The organism is Streptomyces sp. NBC_00654, assembly GCF_026341775.1.
In the GTDB taxonomy this organism is placed as follows: Bacteria; Actinomycetota; Actinomycetes; order Streptomycetales; family Streptomycetaceae; genus Streptomyces.
In genome coordinates this window covers 4,242,170-4,264,545 of the sequence record NZ_JAPEOB010000001.1, presented here as the reverse complement: position 1 = coordinate 4,264,545, position 22,376 = coordinate 4,242,170, and the positions used below count along the sequence as shown (strand labels likewise).

The window sequence follows — 22,376 nt, the reverse complement described above, 5'->3', positions numbered from 1 at the left end:
GCACCACAGACTTCCGGAAGGCAGGAAAATGAGACCTGGATCACGGCACGGAGTTGCCGCAGTGGACTCCGGGTGGAGTACCCTCGGCGACCCCGGACCCACTAGTCAAATTTGAGGAATCTGACATCGCTGTGCACAGGCACCCTGCGGAAACGCTTTCCGAGATCTCTGAACTGTCCCGCTGCTCCGCAGTCTTCCTCCCCGCGGATCCGGCCCGTACCGGCCTGATCGCGTTCTGGAACCCGGACGGTAGCACCCCGCCCGGCTCTCCCGGGTTTTCGCGGGAGCTGACCGTGGTCGGAGCCGACGCCCGGCCCTTCTCCGTTCCCGCGCTGCACATGCCCGTCCGGGATGCTCTCGCGGTACTCACCCGGGCCCGGGTGAGCGCGCACGCCTCCCCCTCGGCCGCCTTCTGGGGCGCCGCCGGGATCCTCGCCCTTCAACTGGCCGCCCGTGGGCTGCTGCTGCCGGGACTCAGCCCCATGGACCACGACGCCTGGCGGACCGGGCCGCTCGCGGCGGACGATCTCGAACGGATCCGGGCGCTGGCGGCGTCCATGCCTCCCACCGCCCATGCGGTGCCGCTCGATGCCGACTCCGGCACCACCGCCGGCGAATCCGTTCTGCTGCCCGAGCCCGAGCGGTTGCTGCGCGCGTTCCTGGACGCGGTGGCCGACGCGCTGCCCCGGACGCCCGCCGCCACGTTCGCCGCGGCTGGGCCCGCCTTCGCGGCCGACGAGCCGCAGCGTGTCCCCGCTCTGCGCGGCTGGGCGGCCGACGTGGCGGCCGGACACGACGCGGGCGTACGGCTCTCCCTGCGGATCGAGGTGTCGGGGCTGGCCGTACCGGAAGCCACGACGGACTCCTCCGGTGCCGAGCCGTCGTTCCGTGCCGTTCTGCAGATCCACAGCGTCAGCGACCCCACGCTGGTCGCCGACGCGGCCGAGGTGTGGGCGGGCAGCACACCGGCCGCCGCCGCCTTCGGCCCGCGCGCCCGGATGGACGCCCTGCTCGCCCTGCGCCGCGCCGCCCGCGCCTGGCCGCCGCTGGCCCCTCTGCTGTCGGCAGCGGTGCCGGACTCCGTCGAGCCCGCCGACGAGGAGATCTCCGAACTGCTGGGGCCCGCCTCACGGGCACTCGCCGCGACGGGCGTCCAGGTGCACTGGCCGAGGGAACTGGCCAGGAAGCTCACCGCGCGTGCGGTGATCGGGCCTTCCGACCAGGAGCACGGCCAGGACGGGCCCGAGGACGCCGGCCGTGCCCCCGCCCGCACCGGGTCCGACACCCCCTCGTTCCTGTCCGCCGACGCACTGCTGGCCTTCAACTGGTGGTTCGCTCTGGGCGACCAGGAGCTGAGCCGGGCGGAACTGGACCGGCTCGCGGAGTCCAGCAGGCCGGTCGTGCGGCTGCGCGACCAATGGGTGCTCATCGACCCCGAGGAGGCCCGGCGGGCCCGCGAGTCCCAGGACCGCAAGGTCACCCCCATCGACGCGCTGGGGGCCGTGCTCACCGGTTCCACCGAGGTGGACGGCCGCCGGGTCGAGGTCGCCGCGACGGGCTGGCTGGAGAAGCTGCGGGACCGGCTCGCCGATCCGGAGTCGGGCGGACAGCGGACGATCGGCCAGCCTGCCGCGCTCGCCGCCACCTTGCGCGACTACCAGTTGCGCGGGCTGAACTGGCTGAACACCATGACCTCGCTCGGCCTCGGCGGATGCCTCGCCGACGACATGGGACTCGGCAAGACCATCACCCTGATCGCGCTGCACCTGCACCGCCAGAGCGATCCGACGGCCGCCGGGCCGACCCTGGTGGTGTGCCCGACGTCCCTGATGGGCAACTGGCAGCGGGAGATCGAGAGGTTCGCCCCCGGCACCCCGGTGCGGCGCTTCCACGGTGCGGCACGCTCGCTGGACGGGCTCGGGGACGGCGAGTTCGTCCTCACGACATACGGCACGATGCGACTGGACACCGCCCGGCTGGCCGCGGCGGACTGGGGAATGGTGGTCGCCGACGAGGCACAGCACGTCAAGAATCCGCATTCGGCGACGGCGAAGCAGTTGCGGACGATCGGCGCGCGGGCCCGCGTCGCGCTCACCGGCACCCCGGTGGAGAACAACCTCTCCGAGCTGTGGGCGATCCTCGACTGGACGACGCCGGGGCTGCTCGGCCGCCTCGGCACGTTCCGCAACCGGTACGCGGCGGCGGTCGAGGGCGGCAACGATCCGGCGGCCGCCGACCGCCTCGCGGCGCTGGTGCGCCCGTTCCTGTTGCGGCGCCGCAAGTCCGACCCGGGCATCGCGCCCGAACTGCCGCCCAAGACGGAGACCGACCGTGCGGTCTCGCTGACGGCGGAACAGACCGGACTGTACGAAGCGGTGGTGCGCGAGACCCTGGCGGAGATCTCCGGGTCCGACGGATTCGCCCGGCGTGGGCTCGTCATGAAGCTGCTGACGTCGCTCAAACAGATCTGCAACCACCCGGCGCAGTACCTCAAGGAGGAGCAGCCGAGGATCGCGGACCGTTCGGGGAAGGTGGAGCTGCTGGACGAACTCCTCGACACAATCCTGGCCGAGGACGCGAGCGTGCTGGTGTTCACCCAGTACGTACAGATGGCCCGGATCCTGGAGGAGCATCTGGCGGTGCGCGGGGTGCCCACCCAGTTCCTCCACGGCGGTACGCCCGTCGCTCGGCGGGAGGAGATGGTCGGCCGGTTCCAGACCGGCGAGGCCCCGGTCTTCCTCCTCTCCCTGAAGGCGGCCGGCACCGGACTCAACCTGACCCGGGCCGAGCATGTGGTCCACTTCGACCGTTGGTGGAACCCGGCGGTCGAGGCACAGGCGACGGACCGCGCCTACCGGATCGGCCAGACCAGGCCGGTCCAGGTGCACCGGCTCATCGCCGAAGGCACCATCGAGGACCGGATCGCCGAAATGCTGGCCCGCAAGCAGGGACTCGCGGACGCGGTGCTGGGCTCGGGCGAGGCGGCCCTGACCGAACTGACCGATGCGGAACTGGCCGATCTGGTCCAGCTGCGAGGGGGCGCACGATGAGCCACGCCTACGAAAACGACGCGTACGAGAACGACGCCTACGACGACGACCGGAGCAACGAACTGAGCGAGGAACTGGGCGAGGAACTGGGCGACGAGCCCAACGACGGTCAGGACTACGGTGAGTCCTACGGGCACGACTTTGGGGCCGGATACGGACAGGGTGCCGACGGACGTGGCGGTCCCGAGCGTACGTTCGCGGCTCTGCCGCCGGCGCAGGGACGCGGATTCGCGTCGTCCTGGTGGGGCCAGGCCTGGCTGAAGGCGCTGGAGGACACGGCGCTCGACGGTGAGCAGCTCAAGAAGGGGCGGCGGCTGGCCAGGGAGGGCAAGGTCGGTGCGGTCTCCGTACGGCCGGGGCGGATCACGGCCGTGGTCCAGGACCGGGACGCGACGCCGTACCGCAGCGATGTGCTGCTCCAGCAGCTGAGCGGGGACGAGTGGGACCGCTTCCTGGACATGGCCGTCGACCGGGCGGGGCACATCGCGGCGCTGCTCGACCGGGAGATGCCCCCGCATCTGGTGGAGGACGCGGCGGCGGCCGGGGTGGACCTGCTGCCGGGCATCGGCGACCTGGAACCGGAGTGCGGCTGCGAGGCGTGGGACCACTGCCCGCACTCGGGTGCCCTGTGCTACCAGGTGGCGCGGCTGCTGGACCAGGATCCGTTCGTCCTGCTGTTGATGCGCGGGCGCGACGAGCGGCGGTTGCTGGACGAACTCCAGGTGCGCAGTGCCGCACGCGCGGTCCGGGATGCGCGCGGCGAGCCGCCGGACACCGCGGACCGGGGTGGCATCGGAGCACGCCGGGGTGTGTCTGCCGAGGAGGCCTACGCGGCGGGCGGCATAGTCCCGCCGCTCCCGGAGCCCCCGCCGGTCCCCGCGGAACCGGGCCTTCCGCCTTCCCTGGACACGGAGACCGACCCGGCACCGGGTCTCGATCCGGCGGCTCTGGAGCTGCTGGCGACGGACAGCGCCGCACGAGCCCACCGGATGCTGCTGGACGCCCTGGCGCCGGGGCACGAACACCAGCCACTGCCCGTTGAGCTGACGCCGGACCAGGACGCCGTACGACTGGCCGCCGAGACCGCGCCCGAGTCGTGGATCGCCACCCGGCTCGCGACGGGCTCCGGACGCCGACGGGCGGAGCTGGACGCCGCCGTGCGTGCCTGGCGGTACGGCGGGAGCGCCGCGCTCGCGGTGCTGGAGGACGAGTGGGACCCGGACCCGGAGTCCCTGGCACGGGCTCAGGCGCAGCTCGCCGGAGCCTGGGAGGAAGGCGAACGGCCACAGCTGCGGGCCGGGCGGGCCCGCTGGACGGTGACGGGCGCGGACGTCCAGCTCCGGTACGGGCGGGACGGACGCTGGTGGCCGTACCGCAAGGACCGGGGCCGCTGGATTCCGGCCGGTCCGGCCGACGACGACCCGGCGGGAGCCCTGGCCGCCTCCCGGGCCGACGCCTGACGCGGGGGCACACTCCTTCGTGCACCGCCCCGCCGCGCATGGCGGACGTGCACCGCCCCGGCGGACGTACACGGGGTCCGGTGGACGTACACGGGTCCAGCAGACGTACAAGGGTCCGGCGGCAAGCAGGGCCAGGTTCGTCATGTGGTGCCCCCACGTTCAACTCGATGTCACCGGGAGTTGCGCGTGGGGGCAGAACCTGACGTCGCCGAAGAATCTTTGTGCCCCTGGAGGCCCCATGTCCGCGCGTGTTGTCCGTCGTACCCTTGCCGTCGGGCTGCCGCTCGCTCTGCTGTCCACTCTCGGTGTCGCCGCCACCGCGACCGCCGGTCCGCAGGAGCGCCACGGACACCACGAGCGTCCCGACCGGACCGCGCGGATCACCGGAAGCGCCGTGCTGGGCGACATCCCGCTCGCCGGCTTCAGCAACGGTCTGCTGCCCGGCACGGTCCGGGACGACCGCGATGTGCAGCTCGGCGGCATCGGCAGCGACATCTACCCGGCCGGCCGCAAGGGCGAGTTCTGGACGGTGACGGACCGCGGGCCGAACGGCCAGATCAAGGTCGACGGCAAGAAGCGTCGTACGTTCCCCGTGCCGGGGTTCGATCCGGCGATCGTGAAGATCCGGGTCGGTGGCAAGCGGGTCGAGGTCCTGAGCGCCATCCCGCTCACTACCCGGTCCGGCGCTCCGGTCACCGGGCTGCCGAACCAGGGGAGCCGCGACGAGGCTCCCTACACGTACGACGCGACGACGCCGCTGACGTACAACCCGAACGGTCTCGACACCGAGGGCGTCGTCCGTGCGGCGGACGGCTCGTTCTGGCTGGTGGACGAGTACGGCCCCTCGCTCGTCCATGTCTCCTCGCGCGGCCGTGTGCTGGCCCGCTACGTACCCGAGGGCCTGCGGCTGAGGGGCGCCGACTACCCGGTGGTCGAGGCGCTTCCCGGAGTGCTGCTGCACCGCAAGATCAACCGGGGTTTCGAGGGACTGGCCCTGCTGCCCGGCGGGGATCTGGTGATGGCGGTGCAGAGCCCGCTCTCGCTGCCCGACGAGGACGCGGGCGAGGCCTCGCGCAATGTCCGGCTGCTGCGCTTCTCGACGAAGAAGCACGCGGTGACCGCCGAATACGCCTACCGCTTCGACCCGGTCGAGGTCGTCGACCCGAGCGAGGACGACACCTCCGAGCTCAAGATCTCCTCGGTCGTCGCCCTGAACCGGGACACACTGCTGGTCGAGGAGCGCACCGACAAGGCGGCCCGGCTGCACCGGGTGACACTCCCCCGCGGCTCCGGCATCCTGGGTTCGTCCTGGGACGACCCGAAGACCTCACCCTCGTACGAGGAACTGACGGACCCCGCGGCGGCCGGGGTGCGGGTGCTGCGCAAGCGCCTGGTCATCGATCTCGGTACGGTCCCGGGCATCCCCGGCAAGATCGAAGGTGTCGCGGTCACGGGCCGGAGCACGCTCGCGCTCATCAACGACAACGACTTCGGGATGACGGACGGCGCCGACGCCTTCGACACGAACGGACGGCTGGTCGACAGCGGCATCGAGACATCGGTGACGTCCCTCAAGCTGCCTCGCCCGCTGAACGACTGAACGGCTGAACCACTCATACAGCTGACCGGCCGAACGGCCGGATCGCTCAGCACGCGCGGCGATCGCCGGGCCCAGCTCTCAGCAGGCGTACGCCCACTGAAGGTTGTGCCCGGCGATCGCCGCGCTGCCGCCCGCCCCCCTCCTGCCCACGCGCGCCGTCTTCCGTCACCTGCGCAGCGGCCGTACGGTAGGCCCCTCCCCGCCGGACGCTCGGCCGTACATCGGACAACGCACGGCGTGCTCCTCGCGTCCGCCCGGGACCGAACCCACTCCCGAGCCCGAGACAGGAGCGGCACAGCGATGAGTGACCCCAGGATCCTGACCGTACGACCGCGCGAGGGCGAATACGCCTGGACGTTCGGCGGCGCCGCTCCGGTGGCACGGATCGAACCGGGCACCTTCCTCGACCTGTATACCGAAGACTGCTTCGCGGGGCGGGTGCGTTCCGAGAGGGACCTGGTGTCGCAGGTGTGCGAGTTCCCGTTCCTCAATCCGCAGACGGGCCCCTTCCACGTGGTGGGGGCCGAGCCGGGCGACACCGTGGCGGTGCACTTCGTGTCGATCGAGCCGGCCAGGGACTGGGCCGCGTCGACGACCGTGCCGTTGTTCGGGGCGCTGACCTCCACACACACCACGGCCTCGCTCCAGGCCCCGCTGCCCGAGGTGGTGTGGATGTGGCAGTTGGACCGGGCCCGGCGGACCTGCCTGTTCAACGCCAGGGACAGCGACATCCAGGTGGAGCTGCCGATGGACCCCATGCACGGCACGGTCGGTGTCGCCCCGGCCAACCTGGAGGTCCGCTCCGCCCTGGTGCCGGACGCGCACGGCGGCAACATGGACACGCCGGAGATGCGGGCCGGGGTGACCTGCTATCTGGGCGTCAACGTCGAGGGCGCGCTGCTCAGTCTGGGCGACGGGCACGCCCGCCAGGGAGAGGGCGAGACCTGCGGCGTCGCCGTGGAGTGCGCGATGAACACCGTGGTACTGGTCGAACTGCTGAAGGGTGTCGCCACCCCGTGGCCGCGGATCGAGTCCGACACCCATCTGATGTCCACCGGCTCCGCCCGGCCGCTCGAAGACGCTTTCCGGATCTCCCAGTTGGACCTCGTACGATGGCTGGTCCGCGACTACGGTCTCTCCGAACTCGACGCCTACCAACTGGTCAGCCAGGCCGGTGAGGCGCCGCTGGCCAACGTCTGCGACACCAACTACACCTGCGTGGCCAAGATCCGCAAGGAATGGCTGCCCACCGGGGAACCGAATCGCGGTCTCCATCGTCATCTCCGGGAGACAGCCTCGGTGTTGCCACGGTCCTGATCCTGTGTCACCGTCCCGTCCTCCCCCAGGAGTGCCGATGCACCGCAGAAGGATTCTTCAGGGCGCCGCCGTCACCGCCGCGGCGGCGTTGCTGCCCGCCTCGGTACGGGCGGTCGCCGCCTCGACCGCCGAGACGGACTACCCGGCGGCGAACTGGGCTCCCGCGTCCACCTCCAACTACACCGCCTCGACACGGCCTTCGGCATATCCGGTCGACTTCGTCGTCATCCATGTCACGCAGGAGACGTTCAACGAGACGATCGGCATCTTCCAGAACCCGGCCAAGCAGGTCTCCGCCCACTACGTGGTGCGTTCGGGCGACGGGTACGTGGCCCAGTGCGTACGGGAGCGGGACATCGGCTGGCACGCGGGGAACTGGGACTACAACACCCGCAGCGTCGGCATCGAGCACGAGGGCTGGGTCGACCAGCCCGCCTACTTCACCGACGCGATGTACGAGCGGTCGGCGAAGCTCACCGCGGACATCTGCGACCGCCACGGCATCCCGAAGGACCGGGCCCACATCATCGGCCACCACCAGGTCCCGGGCAGCGACCACACGGATCCCGGCGCCCACTGGGACTGGGTCCGCTACATCCGCCTCGTGAATCTCACCTGACCCACCTGCCCCACAGCCTTCCCTTTCTCGGCCCACCTGTCCGGCTGACCGGGACAATCACTCTCCGCGCCGAGGTTGTCACGGCGGCGGACCGGGGTAACGATGGGGCGCGACACCCATGGACGGGAGGGTGAGTTGACGGACCCCTGGGTGGCCCTGGCACCCGACGCGGATCCCGGCGAACGGCTCGGCGAACTGCACCGTGCGCACGAGGCGTTCACCTCGGCAGACAGGCTGGAGCGGCCGGTACGTTCCGTGGTGGCCGAATCATGGCGCCGCTCGGCGCGGGCCAGGGTCAGCCCGGACGGGGCGGCCCTGATGGAACTCGGCGCCGAGGAGCTGATTCCCTATCGCGAGGCCCACCCACTGGCCCGTGCCATGCCGGTGATCCGCGAGCTGATGAGCACGTACGCGACGGACGGGGAGCACCTGCTCGCGGTCTGCGACTCGCACGGCAGGCTGCTGTGGGTCGAGGGCCACGCGGCGACCCGACGGCGCGCCGGGCTGATGAACTTCGCGGAGGGCGCCCGGTGGGCGGAGTCCGTGGCGGGGACGAACGCGCCGGGAACCGCCATCGCGCTGGACCGGCCGGTCCAGGTCTTCGGCGCCGAGCACTTTCTGCGGCCGGTGCAGCAGTGGACGTGTGCCGCGGCCCCGCTGCACGACCCGAGGACCGGGCGTGTACTGGGCGCCGTGGACATCACGGGCGGGGACCGGCTGGCACACCCTCACAGCCTGGCGTTCGTCCAGGCCGTGGCGCGTGCGGCCGAGTCGCAGCTGGCCCTTCTGGCACCGCCGCCGGCCGGCGAGTCCGTGCGGCTCGGGGCACTGGGACGGGACGAGGCCGTGCTCGTAGCCCAGGGCCGGAGGATCCGTCTCAGCAGGCGTCACAGCGAGATCCTGGTGGCACTGGCCCGCCATCCCGAAGGCGTCGGGGGCGACGAACTGCTGGTCGAGCTGTACGAGGACGAGTCGGTGACTCCGGTGACCCTGCGGGCCGAACTCTCCCGGCTGCGGAGGCTGCTGGGGCCCGGTCTGCTGCGCTCCCGGCCGTACCGGATCGCCGCCCCGGTGGACGCCGATTTCGACACGGTGGCGCGGCTGCTGGGTTCCGGGGCGGTGGCCGCCGCGCTGGATGCGTACGCGGGACCGCTGCTGCCGGGTTCGCAGTCCCCCGCCGTGGTCCGGCTGCGCCGGCGGCTCGCCGACCAGTTGCGGGCGGCGCTGATCGCCCGGGGCGATCCGGGCCTGCTCGCCGACTGGGCGTACAGCCCGTGGGGCGAGGAGGACCTGCCGGTGTGGCGGGCCCTCGCCGGGGCGGTGCCGGCCGAACGGCGGGCCCCGCTGCTGGCCAGGGTGCGCAGTCTCGACACGGAACAGGGCGGGTGACGGGCGAGATCGTCTCCCCCCGGGCACGGGGGTGCCCGCCTCCGGCAGCCGTGGGGTGCCCGCCCCCGGTGGGTGCGAGGCGCCCGTCGCTTGCGGGAGCGGGATGCAACGACCTTGCAACGTCACGTTCCCTAGCCTCGCGCCGAGGGCCGTCCAACGGCGGGCGGCACCGGATCCGGGAGGCCACAGAGATGACCCGTTACGCTGCGCCGGGCACCGAGGGCGCCATCGTCTCGTACGAGTCGCGCTACGACCACTGGATCGGCGGCGCGTACGTCCCGCCGACCCGGGGCCAGTACTTCGAGAACCCGAGCCCCGTCAACGGCCGCCCGTTCACCGAGATCGCCCGTGGTACCGCTGAGGACGTCGAGCTGGCCCTGGACGCGGCGCACGCCGCGGCACCCGGCTGGGGGGCGACCTCCGCGGGCGACCGCGCCTTGGTCCTGAACCGGATCGCCGACCGGATGGAGGCCCATCTGGAGGAGCTCGCGGTCGCCGAGAGCTGGGAGAACGGCAAGCCGGTACGCGAGACGCTGGCCGCCGACATCCCGTTGGCCATCGACCACTTCCGGTACTTCGCGGGTGCGCTGCGCGCCCAGGAGGGCTCGCTCAGCGAGCTCGACGACGACACCGTCGCGTACCACTTCCACGAGCCGCTGGGCGTGGTCGCACAGATCATTCCGTGGAACTTCCCCATCCTGATGGCTACCTGGAAGCTCGCCCCGGCACTCGCCGCCGGCAACGCGGTCGTGCTCAAGCCGGCCGAACAGACCCCGGCGTCCATCCACTTCTGGCTCACACTGGTGGCCGACCTGCTCCCGCCGGGCGTCGTCAACATCGTCAACGGCTTCGGCGCGGAGGCCGGCAAGCCCCTCGCGTCGAGCCCCCGTGTCGCGAAGATCGCGTTCACCGGTGAGACCACGACGGGGCGGCTGATCATGCAGTACGCCTCCGAAAACATCAAGCCGGTGACTCTGGAGCTGGGCGGCAAGTCACCGAACATCTTCTTCGACGACGTGTCCTCGTCGAGCGACGACTTCCTGGACAAGGCCCTGGAAGGGTTCACCATGTTCGCCCTCAACCAGGGTGAGGTGTGCACCTGTCCGTCGCGCGCGCTGATCCAGCGCGGGCACTACAACGAGTTCCTGGAAGCCGGCATCGCCCGGACCGAACAGATCGTGCCGGGGCACCCTCTGGACACCGACACCATGATCGGCGCCCAGGCCTCCAACGACCAGTTGCAGAAGATCCTGTCGTACCTGGACATCGGTCAGCAGGAGGGCGCGAAGATCCTGACCGGTGGTCAGCGTATCGAGCACGGCGGTGAGCTGGAGGGCGGCTACTACGTCCAGCCGACGGTCTTCGAGGGTGACAACCGGATGCGGGTGTTCCAGGAGGAGATCTTCGGCCCGGTCGTCGCGGTGACGTCCTTCACCGACTTCGACGACGCGATCGCCACGGCCAATGACACGCTCTACGGCCTCGGCGCGGGCGTGTGGACCCGTGACGTCAACACCGCCTACCGGGCGGGCCGCGCCATCAAGGCTGGCCGGGTCTGGACGAATTGCTACCACGCGTATCCGGCACATGCCGCGTTCGGCGGATACAAGCAGTCGGGCATCGGCAGGGAGAACCACAAGATGATGCTGGAGCACTATCAGCAGACGAAGAATCTCCTCGTGTCGTACTCGCCGAAGAAGCTGGGCTTCTTCTAGCCGCAGGCAAAGGGCGCCTGAGCAAGTGTTTTACCTGCCAGGCGCCCTTCGTTTCGCGCATCCAGGCCATGGAGCGAGATGCGAGGTAATTCTCAGTGTATCTCCCGCTCCCGTCCCACCTCCGACCAGCTGTTCCCGGGCATTTCCGGGCCAAGGCCAGGCTCATGTGTTCCATGCGGTGCCGTCCTGCCCTTCCCATCGCCGCATCGACTCCTCTGTCAAGGTCTTGGCATGATTCCGCGCCTCGGCCAGGAGTTCGGCGTAGTAGCGATAGAGCACCTGGACGCTCCGTCCGGCCCGGCGCACGCACTCCGCAGGGTCGACACCCGAGGAAAGCCAGAACGAGGTTCCCGCGTGTCGCAGGTCGTATGGGCGCTTCACCAGCTCAAGGGCGTGCTCGTCGGGGTGAGCACCGCCTCACGCGCCCGTCCCCACGCGATGCCGTACGCCGAAGCGTCAAAGTACTGCGGTTGAACGCATGGGGTCGTGCAGCTGATCAGGCAGGGCTGATGGTCAGTCAGTCCCGGGATGCGGCGAACTCCCGCAGCCCGGCGGCCTTGTGGACGTTGAGGCTGTCCCAGACCAGCACGATCGAGCCGCCGAACTGCTGGTGGGCAGCGATCAGCGGGTCATGGTAGTCACGAGTACGAAGCCCACGACAGCGGCGGCGAGTTCAACGGCAACAGTGACATCGACGACTTGGACGAGCAGATGAAGGCTCTCCAGTACTGCCCTCCCACCTTCGAGAAGTGGGCCTACCGCTTCTCGATCGAGAACAGCATCAGCGAGGCAGTCGAGAGCGAGGACAAACCTTCACTCGACGAAAAACAGTGTGCCTATTTGATCCACTACAGAACCTCCCACCGGCACTCACCGTCCGTCTGACGGGGGGGCCCATGAATGCGTCGGCCGTGGAGCACACCAGCCCTTCGACGACGCACAGTGCCATCCGGAGCGAATTACGTATCCCCAACCGATCCGCCAGTGCGCATCAAGCCCGGATTCCAGCATTTCGGCATTTCAGCAGGACGTAGTACGCACGAATTCGCGGATCCCACGCGTTTCACCGACTTGGCTGTACGAGGCCCCTCAAGGAGGAACCGTGCCCCCATCCCTCGCCGCCGCCGACTCCTCTCGCTGCTCGCACGCCGCTCCCCCGAGCGCGAGGTGCACGGCGTGAGGCAGACCAAACTCCTGCCCGCGACGGTGCGGGACTGGGCGGAGCAGCGAACCGGGCCGGCCGTGGTCGTACGCGAGGTCTCTCACGACTGGCACCGCTCCCGGATGTGGGAGCTGGCCGGCGAGAGCGGGGCCCGCTTGTACGTGAGAGTCTCGCCCTCGGTGAAGTTCTTCGCCCGCGAGACCAGGGCTTGTGTACGGGGGGCACTGATTTCTTTCAAACACTGCGCCGCAGCTATTGGGGGTAGGTAGCCGTGCCCCGACTGATCGTAGGAAGTGAAGAGACCCGGCTCGTGGTCGTTCGAGGGAACTCGGCGTCGGGCAAGTCATCGGTGGCGGCGGGGATACGCGACCGGTTCGGCCGTGGCCTGGCTCTGGTCGGTCAGGACAACTTGAGGCGGATCGTGCTGAGAGAGCGTGATGTGCCTGGCGGCGCCAACATCGGGCTGATCGACGCGGTCGCCCGCTACGCGCTGGACGCGGGCTACCACGTGGTGGTCGAAGGGATCCTGTACGCCGACCGATACGGCGACATGCTTGCGGGGCTGCTCGGAGACCATCGCGGAGTCTCCCGCTGCTACTACCTCGATATCCCGATCGAGGAGACACTGACCCGACATGCCTCAAAAGCCGATCGTGACTATGTGGCCCGGGTCACTGAGCAGGAGCTGCGCGAGTGGTATCGCGAGCGCGATCTCCTCCCCGGAGGCGTCGAGTCCGTAGTCGGAGCCGACAGCGCCCTCATTGACACGGTCGAGCGCATCATGCGCGACACCGGTCTCGCAGGGCTGCCCTCGCGCATCAACTGAGTTTGCTCGTCGTCCATCTCGTCCGCGTCATGAGTCTCCGTCGTTCTACTGGCGATCGATGTACGCCTCAGAAGCGGACCGACTTGGCTTGACGTTTATCGTCCGCGGTCGAATGCGACCTCGAACTTGCCGTTGTTTCAGCTGAGTAGCTGACGTGGGAGCGACCTCCGCCTGATCATGCGCTCCGTCGCAGAGGCGCTTGACCAGCACGAAGGCCGTAGCCATGAGTCTGCCGCAGCACGAGGTCCAGCGGGATGCGGTTTCGGAATTCGCCTGCTTCCGGATGGAGTTGTATGCGTGTCTGACCGGACGGCGTGATGCGTTGTTCGAGCTGGGTGATGCCTTGATCGGTGCGGACGGCCGGGTGAGGTCGTTGGTCGAGCTCTCCCTGGCGCCGGAGTACCGGCGTGGTCATGGTGCGTTGTACTGCGGGGTGAACCAGGGGCACCTCGACGTGTCGCGGCTGCGCAGGCCGCTGGCGGGGTTACCACTTCCGCGGACGGCCGAGGGGCAGCTGGTGCTGGCGGTCGATGTGAGCAACTGGCTGCGGACGGATGCGAATACCAGCCCGGAACGGCTGTTCTGTCACACGTATGGTCGTGGCAGGGGCTCGGCCCAGATGATCCCCGGATGCCCTACTCTTTCGTGGCCGCTCTGGAGCAGGGGGCGGACGTCGTGGACCGCCATGCTGGATGTGGTCCGGCTGTGCCCTTGGGACGACGCGACCGCGGCACCGCAGCCCAGATCCAGGCCGTGTTCCAGCGGCTGCATCTGAGAGGCCAGTGGCAGGTCGGGGATCCGTCCGTCCTGGTCGTCGCCGATGCCGGCTACGACGTGGCCCCGCCTCGCTTTCCTGCTGGCGGACCTGCCCGTGGAGATGCCGGGTCGGATGCGTTCGGATCGCGTACGGTATCTCCCGCCCCCGCCGCAGCCGCCTGGCAAGGTCGGCCGCAAGCCCAAGCGCGGAGCGGAGTTCGCGTTCGAGGCCTCGGTAACTCAGCCGCCCCCGTCCGTCACCACGGTGACCGATACCACCCACTACGGGAAAGCCGTCGCCACTGCCTGGGACCGGCCGCACCCGCTACTGGTCCGCCGCTCGGCCTGGGCCGACCCACCCCAAGGGAGAGTTGAGAGTCACCGGTCATCGAAGGCACTGTCATCCACCTTCAGTTCGACCACCTCCGTGGAGACCGCAGCCCGAGGCCGGTCTTGCTGTGGTGGTCGGGCACTGCCCCTGCTGCCGGGTCCGCGGACCGGCTCTGGCAGGCGTTTGTGCGCGGATTCGACCCGGAGTACACCTTCAGGATGATCAGCGGACGTTGGGGTGGACTACACCCAAACTCCGCAGACCGGCCGCCATCGACCGCTCGACCTGGCTCGTCATAGCTGTCCACGCCCAGCTCCGTCCCGCCCGCCCCCTCGCGGAAGATCTCCGTCGTCCTTGGGAACAGCCCGCACGTCAAGGGCGCCTCACACCCGCACGCGTCCGTCGAGGATCTCACCGCCTCCACGGGACACCCCCTCAGCCGGCCGGCGCACCGAAATCCACCATCGCAGGCCCAGCCGGCCAACCGGCCTGAAGAACAAGCACCGTGCACGCATTCATCCCGTCGGGAGACAGGACAAACCAGAGCCGCCCGCCGCCCTCATCGCCGGCCCGACTGGACAGACGTCAAGCTTGGCCTTCGGTGACACCCCTACCGCCCTTGCTGCCACCCTGCCCCGCCATTCCGAGACCGCCGGACAGGATCGTCGTGTTGATGCCGTCGTAGAAGCGGTTCACCCCGGGTCCATCATCGAGGGCCGCCCGTCCCAGGCCAGTACCGCGGCATGCGCCGCATTGGTCCCGGCCCGGGGCGGGGGCGGGCTGATGGTCCATTCCCTGGCCAGGTCGAGGAACTCGTCGCCCAGATCGGCGAACAGCGGAGGAGTCACCTCCCGCCGCATGGCGCGCCACAGGGTCCAGGCCGCGTGACTGGAGGCATGCATCGCCGCAGTGGCCATCGGGTCCAGCTCGCGCCCACCGCGCCGTCGCAGGGCATCCAGCCGCGCCACCACCGCCAGCAGCTCCGTGTACGTCTGCTCATACCCCTGCCTCTGGTCATCCACCGCATACTCCCAGCCGTCCAACAGCCGCCACGCGGCCCGGTCAACACCAGCCTCACACGCTCGCGTAACCCCCGCCGGGAAGGCACTCCGAACCGTGGAGACCAACACACACCGGACGGCCGGGAGACGGCGGGCACCCTGACCGCTGCGGACCGAGACGACCACGGTCGCCTTGATGCAGATCGTGCCCGCAGGCCCCCGGGAGTCCACCAGATCCTGTTGTCATCCCCCGTCAGCGCAGGTCAGCGTCATGAAGCGGAGATGGTGGCGAAGAGCACCCGTTTGTGGACCGGCCACCGTGACCGCCACGAACGGCTCTTCAGAATGAAGTCGACAGCGGCACCTCGACGGACCACGATGTGCACGTTCAGCGTCTGAACGGCGGTAAACCACCGCATCCACAACTCCGGCAGAGTGTCCGGCGGAGGCTGGAGGCCGGAGGCCTCCGCCGGTGGCTCCCCCCGTCACCGGCCGTCTCGCTGTCCGCCTCTGTTCTGGTTGAGATGGTGGCTGGTGGCGTCCTGGGAGAGTGCGAAGCCGAGAGTGCAGATCGTCTGCCGGGCCAGTCCGTAGGAGATCATGCGGCGGTTCCACAGGCTCTGGTCGAACGGGTTGTGGAGGCACTCGGCGTCGCTGCGGAGGGATAGAGCAGGTGGTGGGCACGGGTGTTCTGCGGGATCTGCTGGAGGTGCATGGACGGTCGAGTCGGCGCCGCTGACCAGGAGGTGTCCGTCCGGTTGGAACGCGAGGGCTGAGGCCCAGCCTTTGAACCGGATGACCTTCGAGCAGGACTCGGTGTTCCACAGCACGATGTGGCCGTCGTGCTTCCCTTACGTGAGGAGGCTTCCGTCCGGGCTCAACACGGCGACCTTGGCGTTGCTGCTGTCCTTGACCGTACCGGTGGTCTTGCCCGCGGGGGTCAAGGTCTCCAGGGACTGCCCGCTGACCAGCATTCCACCGTCGTCACGGAACGCCACAGGGCCGCCGGGGTCGCTCGGGGAGACGCTCATGTGCTTGCTTGACGGCAGCTCCCCAAGGTACAGGCCATCCCCGGTGCTCGCGGCCGGCCTCTGACCGTCCGCGCTGACTGTCAGGCCCAGGGGCCAGCCCTCTTGGGTCGGGCCCTTCTCGGTGGGCAACGTGAACGTGTGCACGGTCTTGCCGTTGGTCGTGTCCCAGATGCGGACCTTGTTCTCCTCGGCACTGTCGAGGAAACTGAGGCCCCGGCTGATACACCGCGGACTGCAGGTGCCTCCGGGCGCCGCCGATGCGGACCGGGTCGCCTGCCTCAATGCTCGGATTCCAGCGCCAGATGGTGTCGGTTTCGGCGCCGTACAGCTGCTGGCCGTCCTCGCTGAAGGCAAGCGTCCGCCGTCTTGGATTCCCTTGAGCCGGACGACCTCTTCGGCTCCGACCGGCTTCTAAGTGCCCGGCACAGGGCGGGGCTTGTCGCCGGCGTCGGACAAGCCGCCTGCCTTGTCGTTTTGCCGGTCGCGGCCCCGCCTGCGGCTGCGGCTGCACGTGCCGATGACCGTGCCCGTAGCGGTCAGCGAGCTGGCGTCCACGTCGCAGGCGATACCGAAGTCGATAACGCGCGGCCGTCGTCGGCGATGATCACGTTGCCGGCTTCAGGTCGGCGCGCGCCGCCAGGTCACCACGGAGCCCGTGCCCCGGTGGATGATCCGCAGTAACCGCCGTCCCTCGTCGTCATCGATCTCGCGAACGCGCACCCATTCTGCCACCCGCACAGCTCGGCGGCGCGATGCCGCTGGAGCGCCAGGTTCAGGAGGAGTCGTTGGAGTCGGCCGCGAGCGTCTTGCCTCCGGCACGTGACCAGGTGACGCCGTCGACCGCCACACAGATGCCAAAGACACGATCGTGGCTGGTCCAGCCGTTGACGCGGCCACGGTTGTTGCTGATCTGCACCCGCTTCCTGGCGGGGTCCACGGACGACACCAAGTGCAGGTAGACCGTCCCGGCGACACGGGCGAGGACGATGTCCCCGACCTCCAACTTCGACGGGTCGACCGGAGCAACGACCACCTGCTGCCGACTGCGTATCAGCGGGACCATCGAGGAGCCGCTGGGCCGGAACGCCGCAGTGGCCCCGCCAGCAACCCTGCCTGCCACCGCATCCAATGCACCCATCCGGCGATCGTCGCAGACTCCCCTGCAATCACCCCACCGATTTACGCCTCCATGCTCCACAGGCGAGGCGAAACGTTGCCTGATGCGGCACTAGTTCCTTCTTCGCGACCCCTCAGTTCGCGTCCCAGGCCAGCAGCTCCATGAGGGCGCCTGAGTACAGAGTGGTGCCGTCGGCGCTGAAGGCCACCGTCCGGACGACATCGGTGTGTCCTTCGAAGGTTGCCTTCTCACGGCGCGCGGTGAGGTACCACAGCTTCAGCGCCGTGTCGTAGCCGCCCGTGGCGAGGAACTCTGAACTGAGCGGTGGCCGCGAGCTCCGGCCGGATGGTGGATCGCCTGGGTGCCGGACTCGGTGGTGACGAGGGGAAAGACGAGGTCGGGCAGCAAGGCCACCCCGTCCCGGTGGGCGGCGGCGATGCTCTTGAAGGTCTTGGTGCCCTCGGGGTTCGTCCTCGGGCGGGGCAGGAGCTTGAGCCGGTTTGGTGGGGCGGCCGGGAATCGGTCGCGCACGCGTTGCTGCTGGCGGCGGATCTCGTCGGCGGTCTCGCCGCGGATCGGCAGGCGGCGGCCGAGCCGGTAGGCCTTGTGGTTGTCGTGGATGAGCACGGACGAGCCGTCGGGGTCGCTCTCCAGGCAGTTCAGGGCCGGGGTGCAGATCTCGTCGGGGCGGCGGCGTTGTCGATGAGAAGTTCGGTTGCCACCCGGGTTCGGTGTTGCTCATCGCTTCCAGGCGGCCGAGGTCGACGCACAGGACGCGCATCACTGTGTCGGGCAGGTCGCGGCAGGCCTCGGTGCCCTCCGGTCGTCCGGCATGTCCTCGGGCCAGATCACGAAGCCGACCGGCATCCCCTCCAGCACTCCCCCGGTACTGCTCAGGCCCAGAGTGCGGAACCGGAGCAGGACCCGGCGGACGAACCCGGGTGAAGCCAGTCGGCGGGCCGCGCTGAGCTTTCCCGTCGTGATGAGGTGACCCATGCGGTGGGAGAACGCCACGATGTCGCCCCGCCCCATGCCGCCGGCACCTCGCCGCGGTCGGGGCGCTGCAGGCGCAGCGTTCCGACCGCAGGGCCGGCCAGGGCGGAGACGACAGCGCAGGCTAGTACTCCAGCTGTAGATCGTGATCTTCATGCCTGGGTGGCTTGTCGTTGGTAGTGGCTTGTGTGGGATCGGGCCTGGTGGAGGCGTCGCCAGATGGACCAGCAGAGTCGGTAGGCAGCGGTGTGGACGGGCTGGACGACGAGGGTGATGAACAGGTGCTGGATCTCATTGCAGGTGAGCGGCGCGAGGCCGTCCGGTGCAGGGTGGCGGACGTGTTCGTCTGCGCGGACGACGGCGAGGAAGGCGTGCGCGAGCATGGCAAGAGTGACCCAGCGCGACCAGGACGCGTAGCGGCGGACCTGGTGCTCGTCCAATCCGGCCAGGCCCTTTCCGGACTGGAAGAACTCCTCCACTCGCCACCTTGATCCAGCGACGCGTACCAACTCGGTCAGCGGCACTGGGGTGGGCGAGTAGCAGCGGTAGTAGGCCAGTTCGCCGGTGCTGCGGTTGCGTCGGATCAGCAGTTGACGGCTGCCTGGATCGGGGCTGGCGAGGTCGATGACGGCCAGTCGTAGAAGCGGTGGCCCTTGGCTCCGGTTCCGGCGGAGAGCTTCTGCCGGGCCCGTTTGGGCACCTTCTTCGCCAGGGTGTCCGCGCGGAACTTCCCCGCGCTGGTGGTGGCTTCGTGCGAGCAGGCCACCGCGAGGACGTAGCCGGTGCCGTGTTCCTCCAGCGCGCTTCGCAGCTTGGGGTTGCCGCCGTAGACCTCGTCGCCCGCTACCCAAGCGGCCCGGTGGCCGGCGTCCAGGAACCGGGCGACCATGCGGGTGGCCAGCTCAGGTTTGGTGGCGAAGGCGGTCTCCTCACCGAGTCCGGCGGCGCGGCAACGGTCGGGGTCGGTGGTCCAGGAACGCGGAACATACAGTTCGCAGTCCACTGCGGCGTGCCCGCGCTGACCGGCGTAGACCAGGTAGACGGCAACTTGGGCGTTCTCGATTCTGCCCGCGGTGCCGGTGTACTGGCGCTGGACGCCGACCGTGCCGATACCCTTCTTCACATCGCCGGTCTCGTCGACCACCAGCACCGCCCGCTCGTCATGCAGGTGCTCCACCACGTATCCGCGTACGTCGTCGCGGACGGCGTCGGCATCCCACTTGGCCCGGCTGAGCAGGTTCTGCATGGCATCCGGGGTGGACTCCCCGGCCCACTCGGCGATCGTCCAGCAGTTCTTACGCGGCAGGTCCGACAGGAGCCCGAGCACCAATCGCCGGACCCGGCGCCGGGGCTCGACCCGCTTGAACCGGCCCGCGATCCGGCCCATCAGGCATTCGAACGCCTCTTGCCACCGAGCAGGGTCTACGCTGTGACCTGCGGCCACCGCATGGTCTTCAGTCTTCACACACCGATGATCAACGGTGGCCGTGCTCGTATCGTCAGCAGGCCCCTGCCCCAGGTCGGGCTTGCGGCGGAGCGCTATATACCGCGGCTGCCATCGAGACTCTCGCGAATGATGTCCGCATGACCGGCGTGCCGGGCAGTCTCCTCGATCATGTGGAGCAGGACCCAACGCAGGTTCCGGTCCGCCAGGTCGGGTCGACTGCACGGAGCCTCCAATGACATGCCTGCGACGATCTCACGCGAGATAGCCACCTGCTCCTCGAAGAAGGCCGTCCAGTGCTTCGCCGTGTCCTGCTCGTCAACACGGAAGTCTTCGTCCCTCCAGTCCCGGACCTCTGCTTCGGGCCACTCGCCGGGAAGTGCCCGTCCCGCAACGACGATCTGAAACCACCTGCGCTCCCAGAGGGCCGAGTGTTTGAGCAGGCCCATCAAGGACAACGAGCTCACCGTCGGAGTCATGCGGGCATCCGCGTCAGAGACACCGCCGACCTTCCGAAGCAGATCGGCGCGCTGCTTGTCGAGAAAGCCACAGAGGGCCTCCCGCTCGGTAGAGGTCGAGAACTGGTTGGCTGTCATGTCCCGGACGCTACCGGATCATGAGGGCATCCCCGACCGGTGCTGCTGCGTGCTATCGAGCATGAAGATCACGATCTACAGCTGGAGCACTAGCACGGTCGTCCCGGGCGGCGGAAGACACGATCGTGTCCGTATTGACCGCGCTCGCAACCTTCCTGCTCGCCCAGCCGTGATCAGTTTTACTGTGAACGACCCAGTTCGGACAAATCGCTGTAGAGGCGGTTCAGTGCGTACGCTCCCAGGCCGAGACCTTGGTCGATTCGGCGTCGTGCGGCTGGGTTTCGGTAGTGGGGTTCCAGCAGCAGAAAGAAATCCTCTGCATGCTGTTCGTCGATTTCGGAGTGGAGGCCGTAGTGCATCAGGTCGGCTTCAGCCACCCAACCGCGGTTCACAGCCGCGTTGCCCGTGATGGCTGATACCGAGGCGAATGCGTACTCAATCGCACCCATGCAGCCGATTCCTACCTGCAGGTCCTCCCACGTGCACACCGCACTGAGAACGCTGTTGTAGGCGTGGACGGCCGGCATCATCTTCAGGCTGTTGAGCCGTGCGGTGTCGCTGCCGATGCTTGCCAGAAATCCGCGGAAGGTCTCGTGATGGAATTCCTGAGGGCGGAATCCGCCGTGTTCTTCCACAACATTGCCCAGGATGCCGATGCGATCCGCGGGGTGCTCGATCCGGGACACCAACGCAGCCATCGGACGGGCGAAGTAGGTGACGGCGAAGCCTAGTTGCTCCTGGCTTGTGCGGAAGTTCTCCAACGACATGCTTCCGTCTACCAGTGTTCGGAAGTACGGATTGTTCAGGACACCGGCCTCGGCCACGATGTGCTTGGCGAGCGCTGTCACCAGTGGGGCCTTGGTTGTCCGCAGATGGGTGGTCACGGTCGTTTCTCCTGGCGTGTTGTTCCTGAACGCGGCTCGATGCGGAACTGGCGGAGCACCTCAGATCGCCGGTTCCGGATGGAATCAGCACCCGCCGGCGAGGGACTCTGGCCTGGAGGATGCTGTCCGGTTCCGTCGGCTCAGGAACTCAGCGCTCCCAGGAGGCGGTGACCTCGGTCGTCCGGATCAGAGCTGCTGTGGAACACGCGAATGGCCGCTCTCAGCTCGTCAGTTGAGATGGAGCCGGAGCTGTCGGTGTCGATGTCGGCGAAGGACACGTCGATGTCTTCTTCGCTCAGCGCGAAAGAGGACTGGAACAGGCGCTTGAACTCGGACTTGTCGAGTTCGCCGTCTCCGTCGACATCGGCAGTGGCCACGAAGACCTTGGCAGACGGCGTGACGATCCGCGCGTAGTCATCCGGCTTGTCCCCCAGGCTGACAAACCCGGCCAGGAATTCGTCGCGTGATACGACGCCGTCCCCGTCCGTGTCCATAGGGACAAACAATCTCTGCCAGTACTCCAGAAGGGATCTCTGCAGCGCGTCGGCGGGGGCGGTTCCCGGCGTCAGCTTGAATTCCCGCGTCGTGCGGCCCACCCAGGCGTACACGTCGGTCTCGCCGACCCAGCCAGCACGCTCTTTGTGGAAAACGTTGTAGTAATGCTGGGCCTTACTGTGAATCATTGATATTTCCTGCATGCGAAGTCCTCGAATCTTCTGTGCGGTGCGGGCGAATCGAATACCCACCGCGACCCGGTCCACGAGCGATGACTCGTGCGCTCAGGGTGGCAGCGTTTCCCTTCCCGGGCGTCGGCACCAAAGCTTCACCACTCATTCGAGTGATTAATTTGATCTGCCAGTTTCCCAGCGACGGTAGCCCTACCGTCCACTGACCTCGATCGTTCATGAGTCCTCGTCGGTTCGCTGACGGGGACTCTGGGCTTGCGAGGTGCGTGGGCGGGGGCAGATTCGGCGGACCGGCTGTCGCGTCAGGTGAGCGTCAAGATTCCAGGTCGCGGGGATGTTGCTGTGGCTCGTCGGAGCATTCGGATTCGGAGTACATCTACCGCCTCCTGCTCATCCGCG

At 68.7% G+C, this 22,376-nt stretch carries 18 protein-coding genes and 3 pseudogenes; 9 read left to right on the top strand and 12 right to left on the bottom strand.

Annotated features, from left to right (window positions below; genetic code table 11):
- Positions 1-131: 131 nt before the first annotated feature.
- From OHA98_RS18130 to OHA98_RS18100, 7 genes are all read left to right on the top strand, one after another.
- Positions 132-3,050 carry a DEAD/DEAH box helicase gene (locus OHA98_RS18130; RefSeq protein WP_266927032.1) on the top strand — a complete coding sequence of 973 codons (2,919 nt, stop codon included), beginning with the start codon at positions 132-134 and terminating at the stop codon, positions 3,048-3,050.
- Positions 3,047-4,510: an SWF or SNF family helicase gene (locus OHA98_RS18125; RefSeq protein WP_266927030.1), complete on the top strand. Its 1,464-nt coding sequence runs from the start codon at positions 3,047-3,049 to the stop codon at positions 4,508-4,510. The genes OHA98_RS18130 and OHA98_RS18125 overlap by 4 nt, the downstream gene beginning before the upstream one ends.
- 238 nt (positions 4,511-4,748) lie before the next feature.
- Complete coding sequence (locus OHA98_RS18120) at positions 4,749-6,110, top strand: esterase-like activity of phytase family protein (RefSeq protein ID WP_266927028.1); 1,362 nt, start codon at positions 4,749-4,751, stop codon at positions 6,108-6,110.
- A gap of 300 nt (positions 6,111-6,410) precedes the next feature.
- Positions 6,411-7,427, top strand: a complete 1,017-nt coding sequence (locus tag OHA98_RS18115; protein WP_266927027.1) for an acetamidase/formamidase family protein — start codon at positions 6,411-6,413, stop codon at positions 7,425-7,427.
- 37 nt (positions 7,428-7,464) lie between these two features.
- On the top strand, positions 7,465-8,046 hold the full coding sequence (locus OHA98_RS18110) for an N-acetylmuramoyl-L-alanine amidase (protein ID WP_266927025.1): 582 nt from the start codon (positions 7,465-7,467) through the stop codon (positions 8,044-8,046).
- Between the two features lie 135 nt (positions 8,047-8,181).
- Entirely contained in the window at positions 8,182-9,435 is a 1,254-nt protein-coding gene (locus OHA98_RS18105; RefSeq protein ID WP_266927023.1) for a GAF domain-containing protein, read from the top strand.
- Positions 9,436-9,626: 191 nt separating this feature from the next.
- The gene (locus OHA98_RS18100; protein WP_266927021.1) at positions 9,627-11,150 is read left to right on the top strand and encodes an aldehyde dehydrogenase family protein; all 1,524 of its coding nucleotides are present in this window, start codon (positions 9,627-9,629) and stop codon (positions 11,148-11,150) included.
- A 162-nt stretch (positions 11,151-11,312) separates the two neighbouring features.
- Here the strand turns inward: OHA98_RS18100 and OHA98_RS18095 are convergent, their stop codons facing one another.
- Both OHA98_RS18095 and OHA98_RS18090 read right to left on the bottom strand, forming a co-directional pair.
- A complete protein-coding gene (locus OHA98_RS18095; protein WP_266927020.1) occupies positions 11,313-11,531 on the bottom strand; it encodes a hypothetical protein in 219 nt (72 codons plus the stop codon).
- A gap of 139 nt (positions 11,532-11,670) precedes the next feature.
- A pseudogene (locus tag OHA98_RS18090) lies at positions 11,671-11,793 on the bottom strand (IS630 family transposase); the annotation flags it as partial.
- Between the two features lie 790 nt (positions 11,794-12,583).
- Between OHA98_RS18090 and OHA98_RS18085 the strand changes: the two are divergent.
- Positions 12,584-13,138: an AAA family ATPase gene (locus OHA98_RS18085; RefSeq protein ID WP_266927018.1), complete on the top strand. Its 555-nt coding sequence runs from the start codon at positions 12,584-12,586 to the stop codon at positions 13,136-13,138.
- Positions 13,139-13,361: 223 nt separating this feature from the next.
- A pseudogene (locus OHA98_RS18080) lies at positions 13,362-14,756 on the top strand (transposase); the annotation flags it as partial.
- 161 nt (positions 14,757-14,917) lie between these two features.
- Here the strand turns inward: OHA98_RS18080 and OHA98_RS18075 are convergent.
- The 10 genes and pseudogenes from OHA98_RS18075 to OHA98_RS18035 all read right to left on the bottom strand — a co-directional run bounded on the left by OHA98_RS18075 (position 14,918) and on the right by OHA98_RS18035 (position 21,974).
- Positions 14,918-15,247, bottom strand: coding sequence for a hypothetical protein (locus tag OHA98_RS18075; protein ID WP_266927016.1), 330 nt, complete (start codon positions 15,245-15,247; stop codon positions 14,918-14,920).
- Positions 15,248-16,077: 830 nt separating this feature from the next.
- The gene (locus tag OHA98_RS18070; protein ID WP_266927014.1) at positions 16,078-16,257 is read right to left on the bottom strand and encodes a hypothetical protein; all 180 of its coding nucleotides are present in this window, start codon (positions 16,255-16,257) and stop codon (positions 16,078-16,080) included.
- A 772-nt stretch (positions 16,258-17,029) separates the two neighbouring features.
- On the bottom strand, positions 17,030-17,395 hold the full coding sequence (locus OHA98_RS18065; protein WP_266927012.1) for a S24 family peptidase: 366 nt from the start codon (positions 17,393-17,395) through the stop codon (positions 17,030-17,032).
- A 112-nt stretch (positions 17,396-17,507) separates the two neighbouring features.
- Positions 17,508-17,648, bottom strand: coding sequence for a hypothetical protein (locus OHA98_RS42920; protein WP_353962253.1), 141 nt, complete (start codon positions 17,646-17,648; stop codon positions 17,508-17,510).
- A gap of 2 nt (positions 17,649-17,650) precedes the next feature.
- Positions 17,651-18,001, bottom strand: coding sequence for a hypothetical protein (locus OHA98_RS18060; RefSeq protein ID WP_266927010.1), 351 nt, complete (start codon positions 17,999-18,001; stop codon positions 17,651-17,653).
- Positions 18,002-18,154: 153 nt separating this feature from the next.
- A complete protein-coding gene (locus OHA98_RS18055; RefSeq protein WP_266927009.1) occupies positions 18,155-18,406 on the bottom strand; it encodes a hypothetical protein in 252 nt (83 codons plus the stop codon).
- 113 nt (positions 18,407-18,519) lie between these two features.
- Positions 18,520-19,754: pseudogene (locus OHA98_RS18050) on the bottom strand (IS701 family transposase).
- A 152-nt stretch (positions 19,755-19,906) separates the two neighbouring features.
- The gene (locus OHA98_RS18045) at positions 19,907-20,407 is read right to left on the bottom strand and encodes a DinB family protein (protein ID WP_266927007.1); all 501 of its coding nucleotides are present in this window, start codon (positions 20,405-20,407) and stop codon (positions 19,907-19,909) included.
- A gap of 179 nt (positions 20,408-20,586) precedes the next feature.
- Entirely contained in the window at positions 20,587-21,291 is a 705-nt protein-coding gene (locus OHA98_RS18040) for a TenA family transcriptional regulator (protein ID WP_266927006.1), read from the bottom strand.
- Positions 21,292-21,431: 140 nt separating this feature from the next.
- Positions 21,432-21,974 (bottom strand): EF-hand domain-containing protein, encoded by a 543-nt coding sequence (locus OHA98_RS18035; RefSeq protein WP_266927004.1) that lies wholly within the window; start codon positions 21,972-21,974, stop codon positions 21,432-21,434.
- Between the last annotated feature and the right edge of the window lie 402 nt (positions 21,975-22,376).

What these genes read in the sequence shown, in the direction of transcription:
- OHA98_RS18125 (WP_266927030.1), top strand. Translation starts at nt 3,047, where the DNA reads ATGAGCCACGCCTACGAAAACGACGCGTACGAGAACGACGCCTACGAC.
- OHA98_RS18120 (WP_266927028.1), top strand. Translation starts at nt 4,749, where the DNA reads ATGTCCGCGCGTGTTGTCCGTCGTACCCTTGCCGTCGGGCTGCCGCTC.
- OHA98_RS18115 (WP_266927027.1), top strand. Translation starts at nt 6,411, where the DNA reads ATGAGTGACCCCAGGATCCTGACCGTACGACCGCGCGAGGGCGAATAC.
- OHA98_RS18110 (WP_266927025.1), top strand. Translation starts at nt 7,465, where the DNA reads ATGCACCGCAGAAGGATTCTTCAGGGCGCCGCCGTCACCGCCGCGGCG.
- OHA98_RS18100 (WP_266927021.1), top strand. Translation starts at nt 9,627, where the DNA reads ATGACCCGTTACGCTGCGCCGGGCACCGAGGGCGCCATCGTCTCGTAC.
- OHA98_RS18070 (WP_266927014.1), bottom strand. Translation starts at nt 16,257, where the DNA reads ATGAGCGTCTCCCCGAGCGACCCCGGCGGCCCTGTGGCGTTCCGTGAC.
- OHA98_RS18065 (WP_266927012.1), bottom strand. Translation starts at nt 17,395, where the DNA reads ATGGGTGCATTGGATGCGGTGGCAGGCAGGGTTGCTGGCGGGGCCACT.
- OHA98_RS18055 (WP_266927009.1), bottom strand. Translation starts at nt 18,406, where the DNA reads ATGGGGCGGGGCGACATCGTGGCGTTCTCCCACCGCATGGGTCACCTC.
- OHA98_RS18045 (WP_266927007.1), bottom strand. Translation starts at nt 20,407, where the DNA reads ATGACAGCCAACCAGTTCTCGACCTCTACCGAGCGGGAGGCCCTCTGT.
- OHA98_RS18035 (WP_266927004.1), bottom strand. Translation starts at nt 21,974, where the DNA reads ATGATTCACAGTAAGGCCCAGCATTACTACAACGTTTTCCACAAAGAG.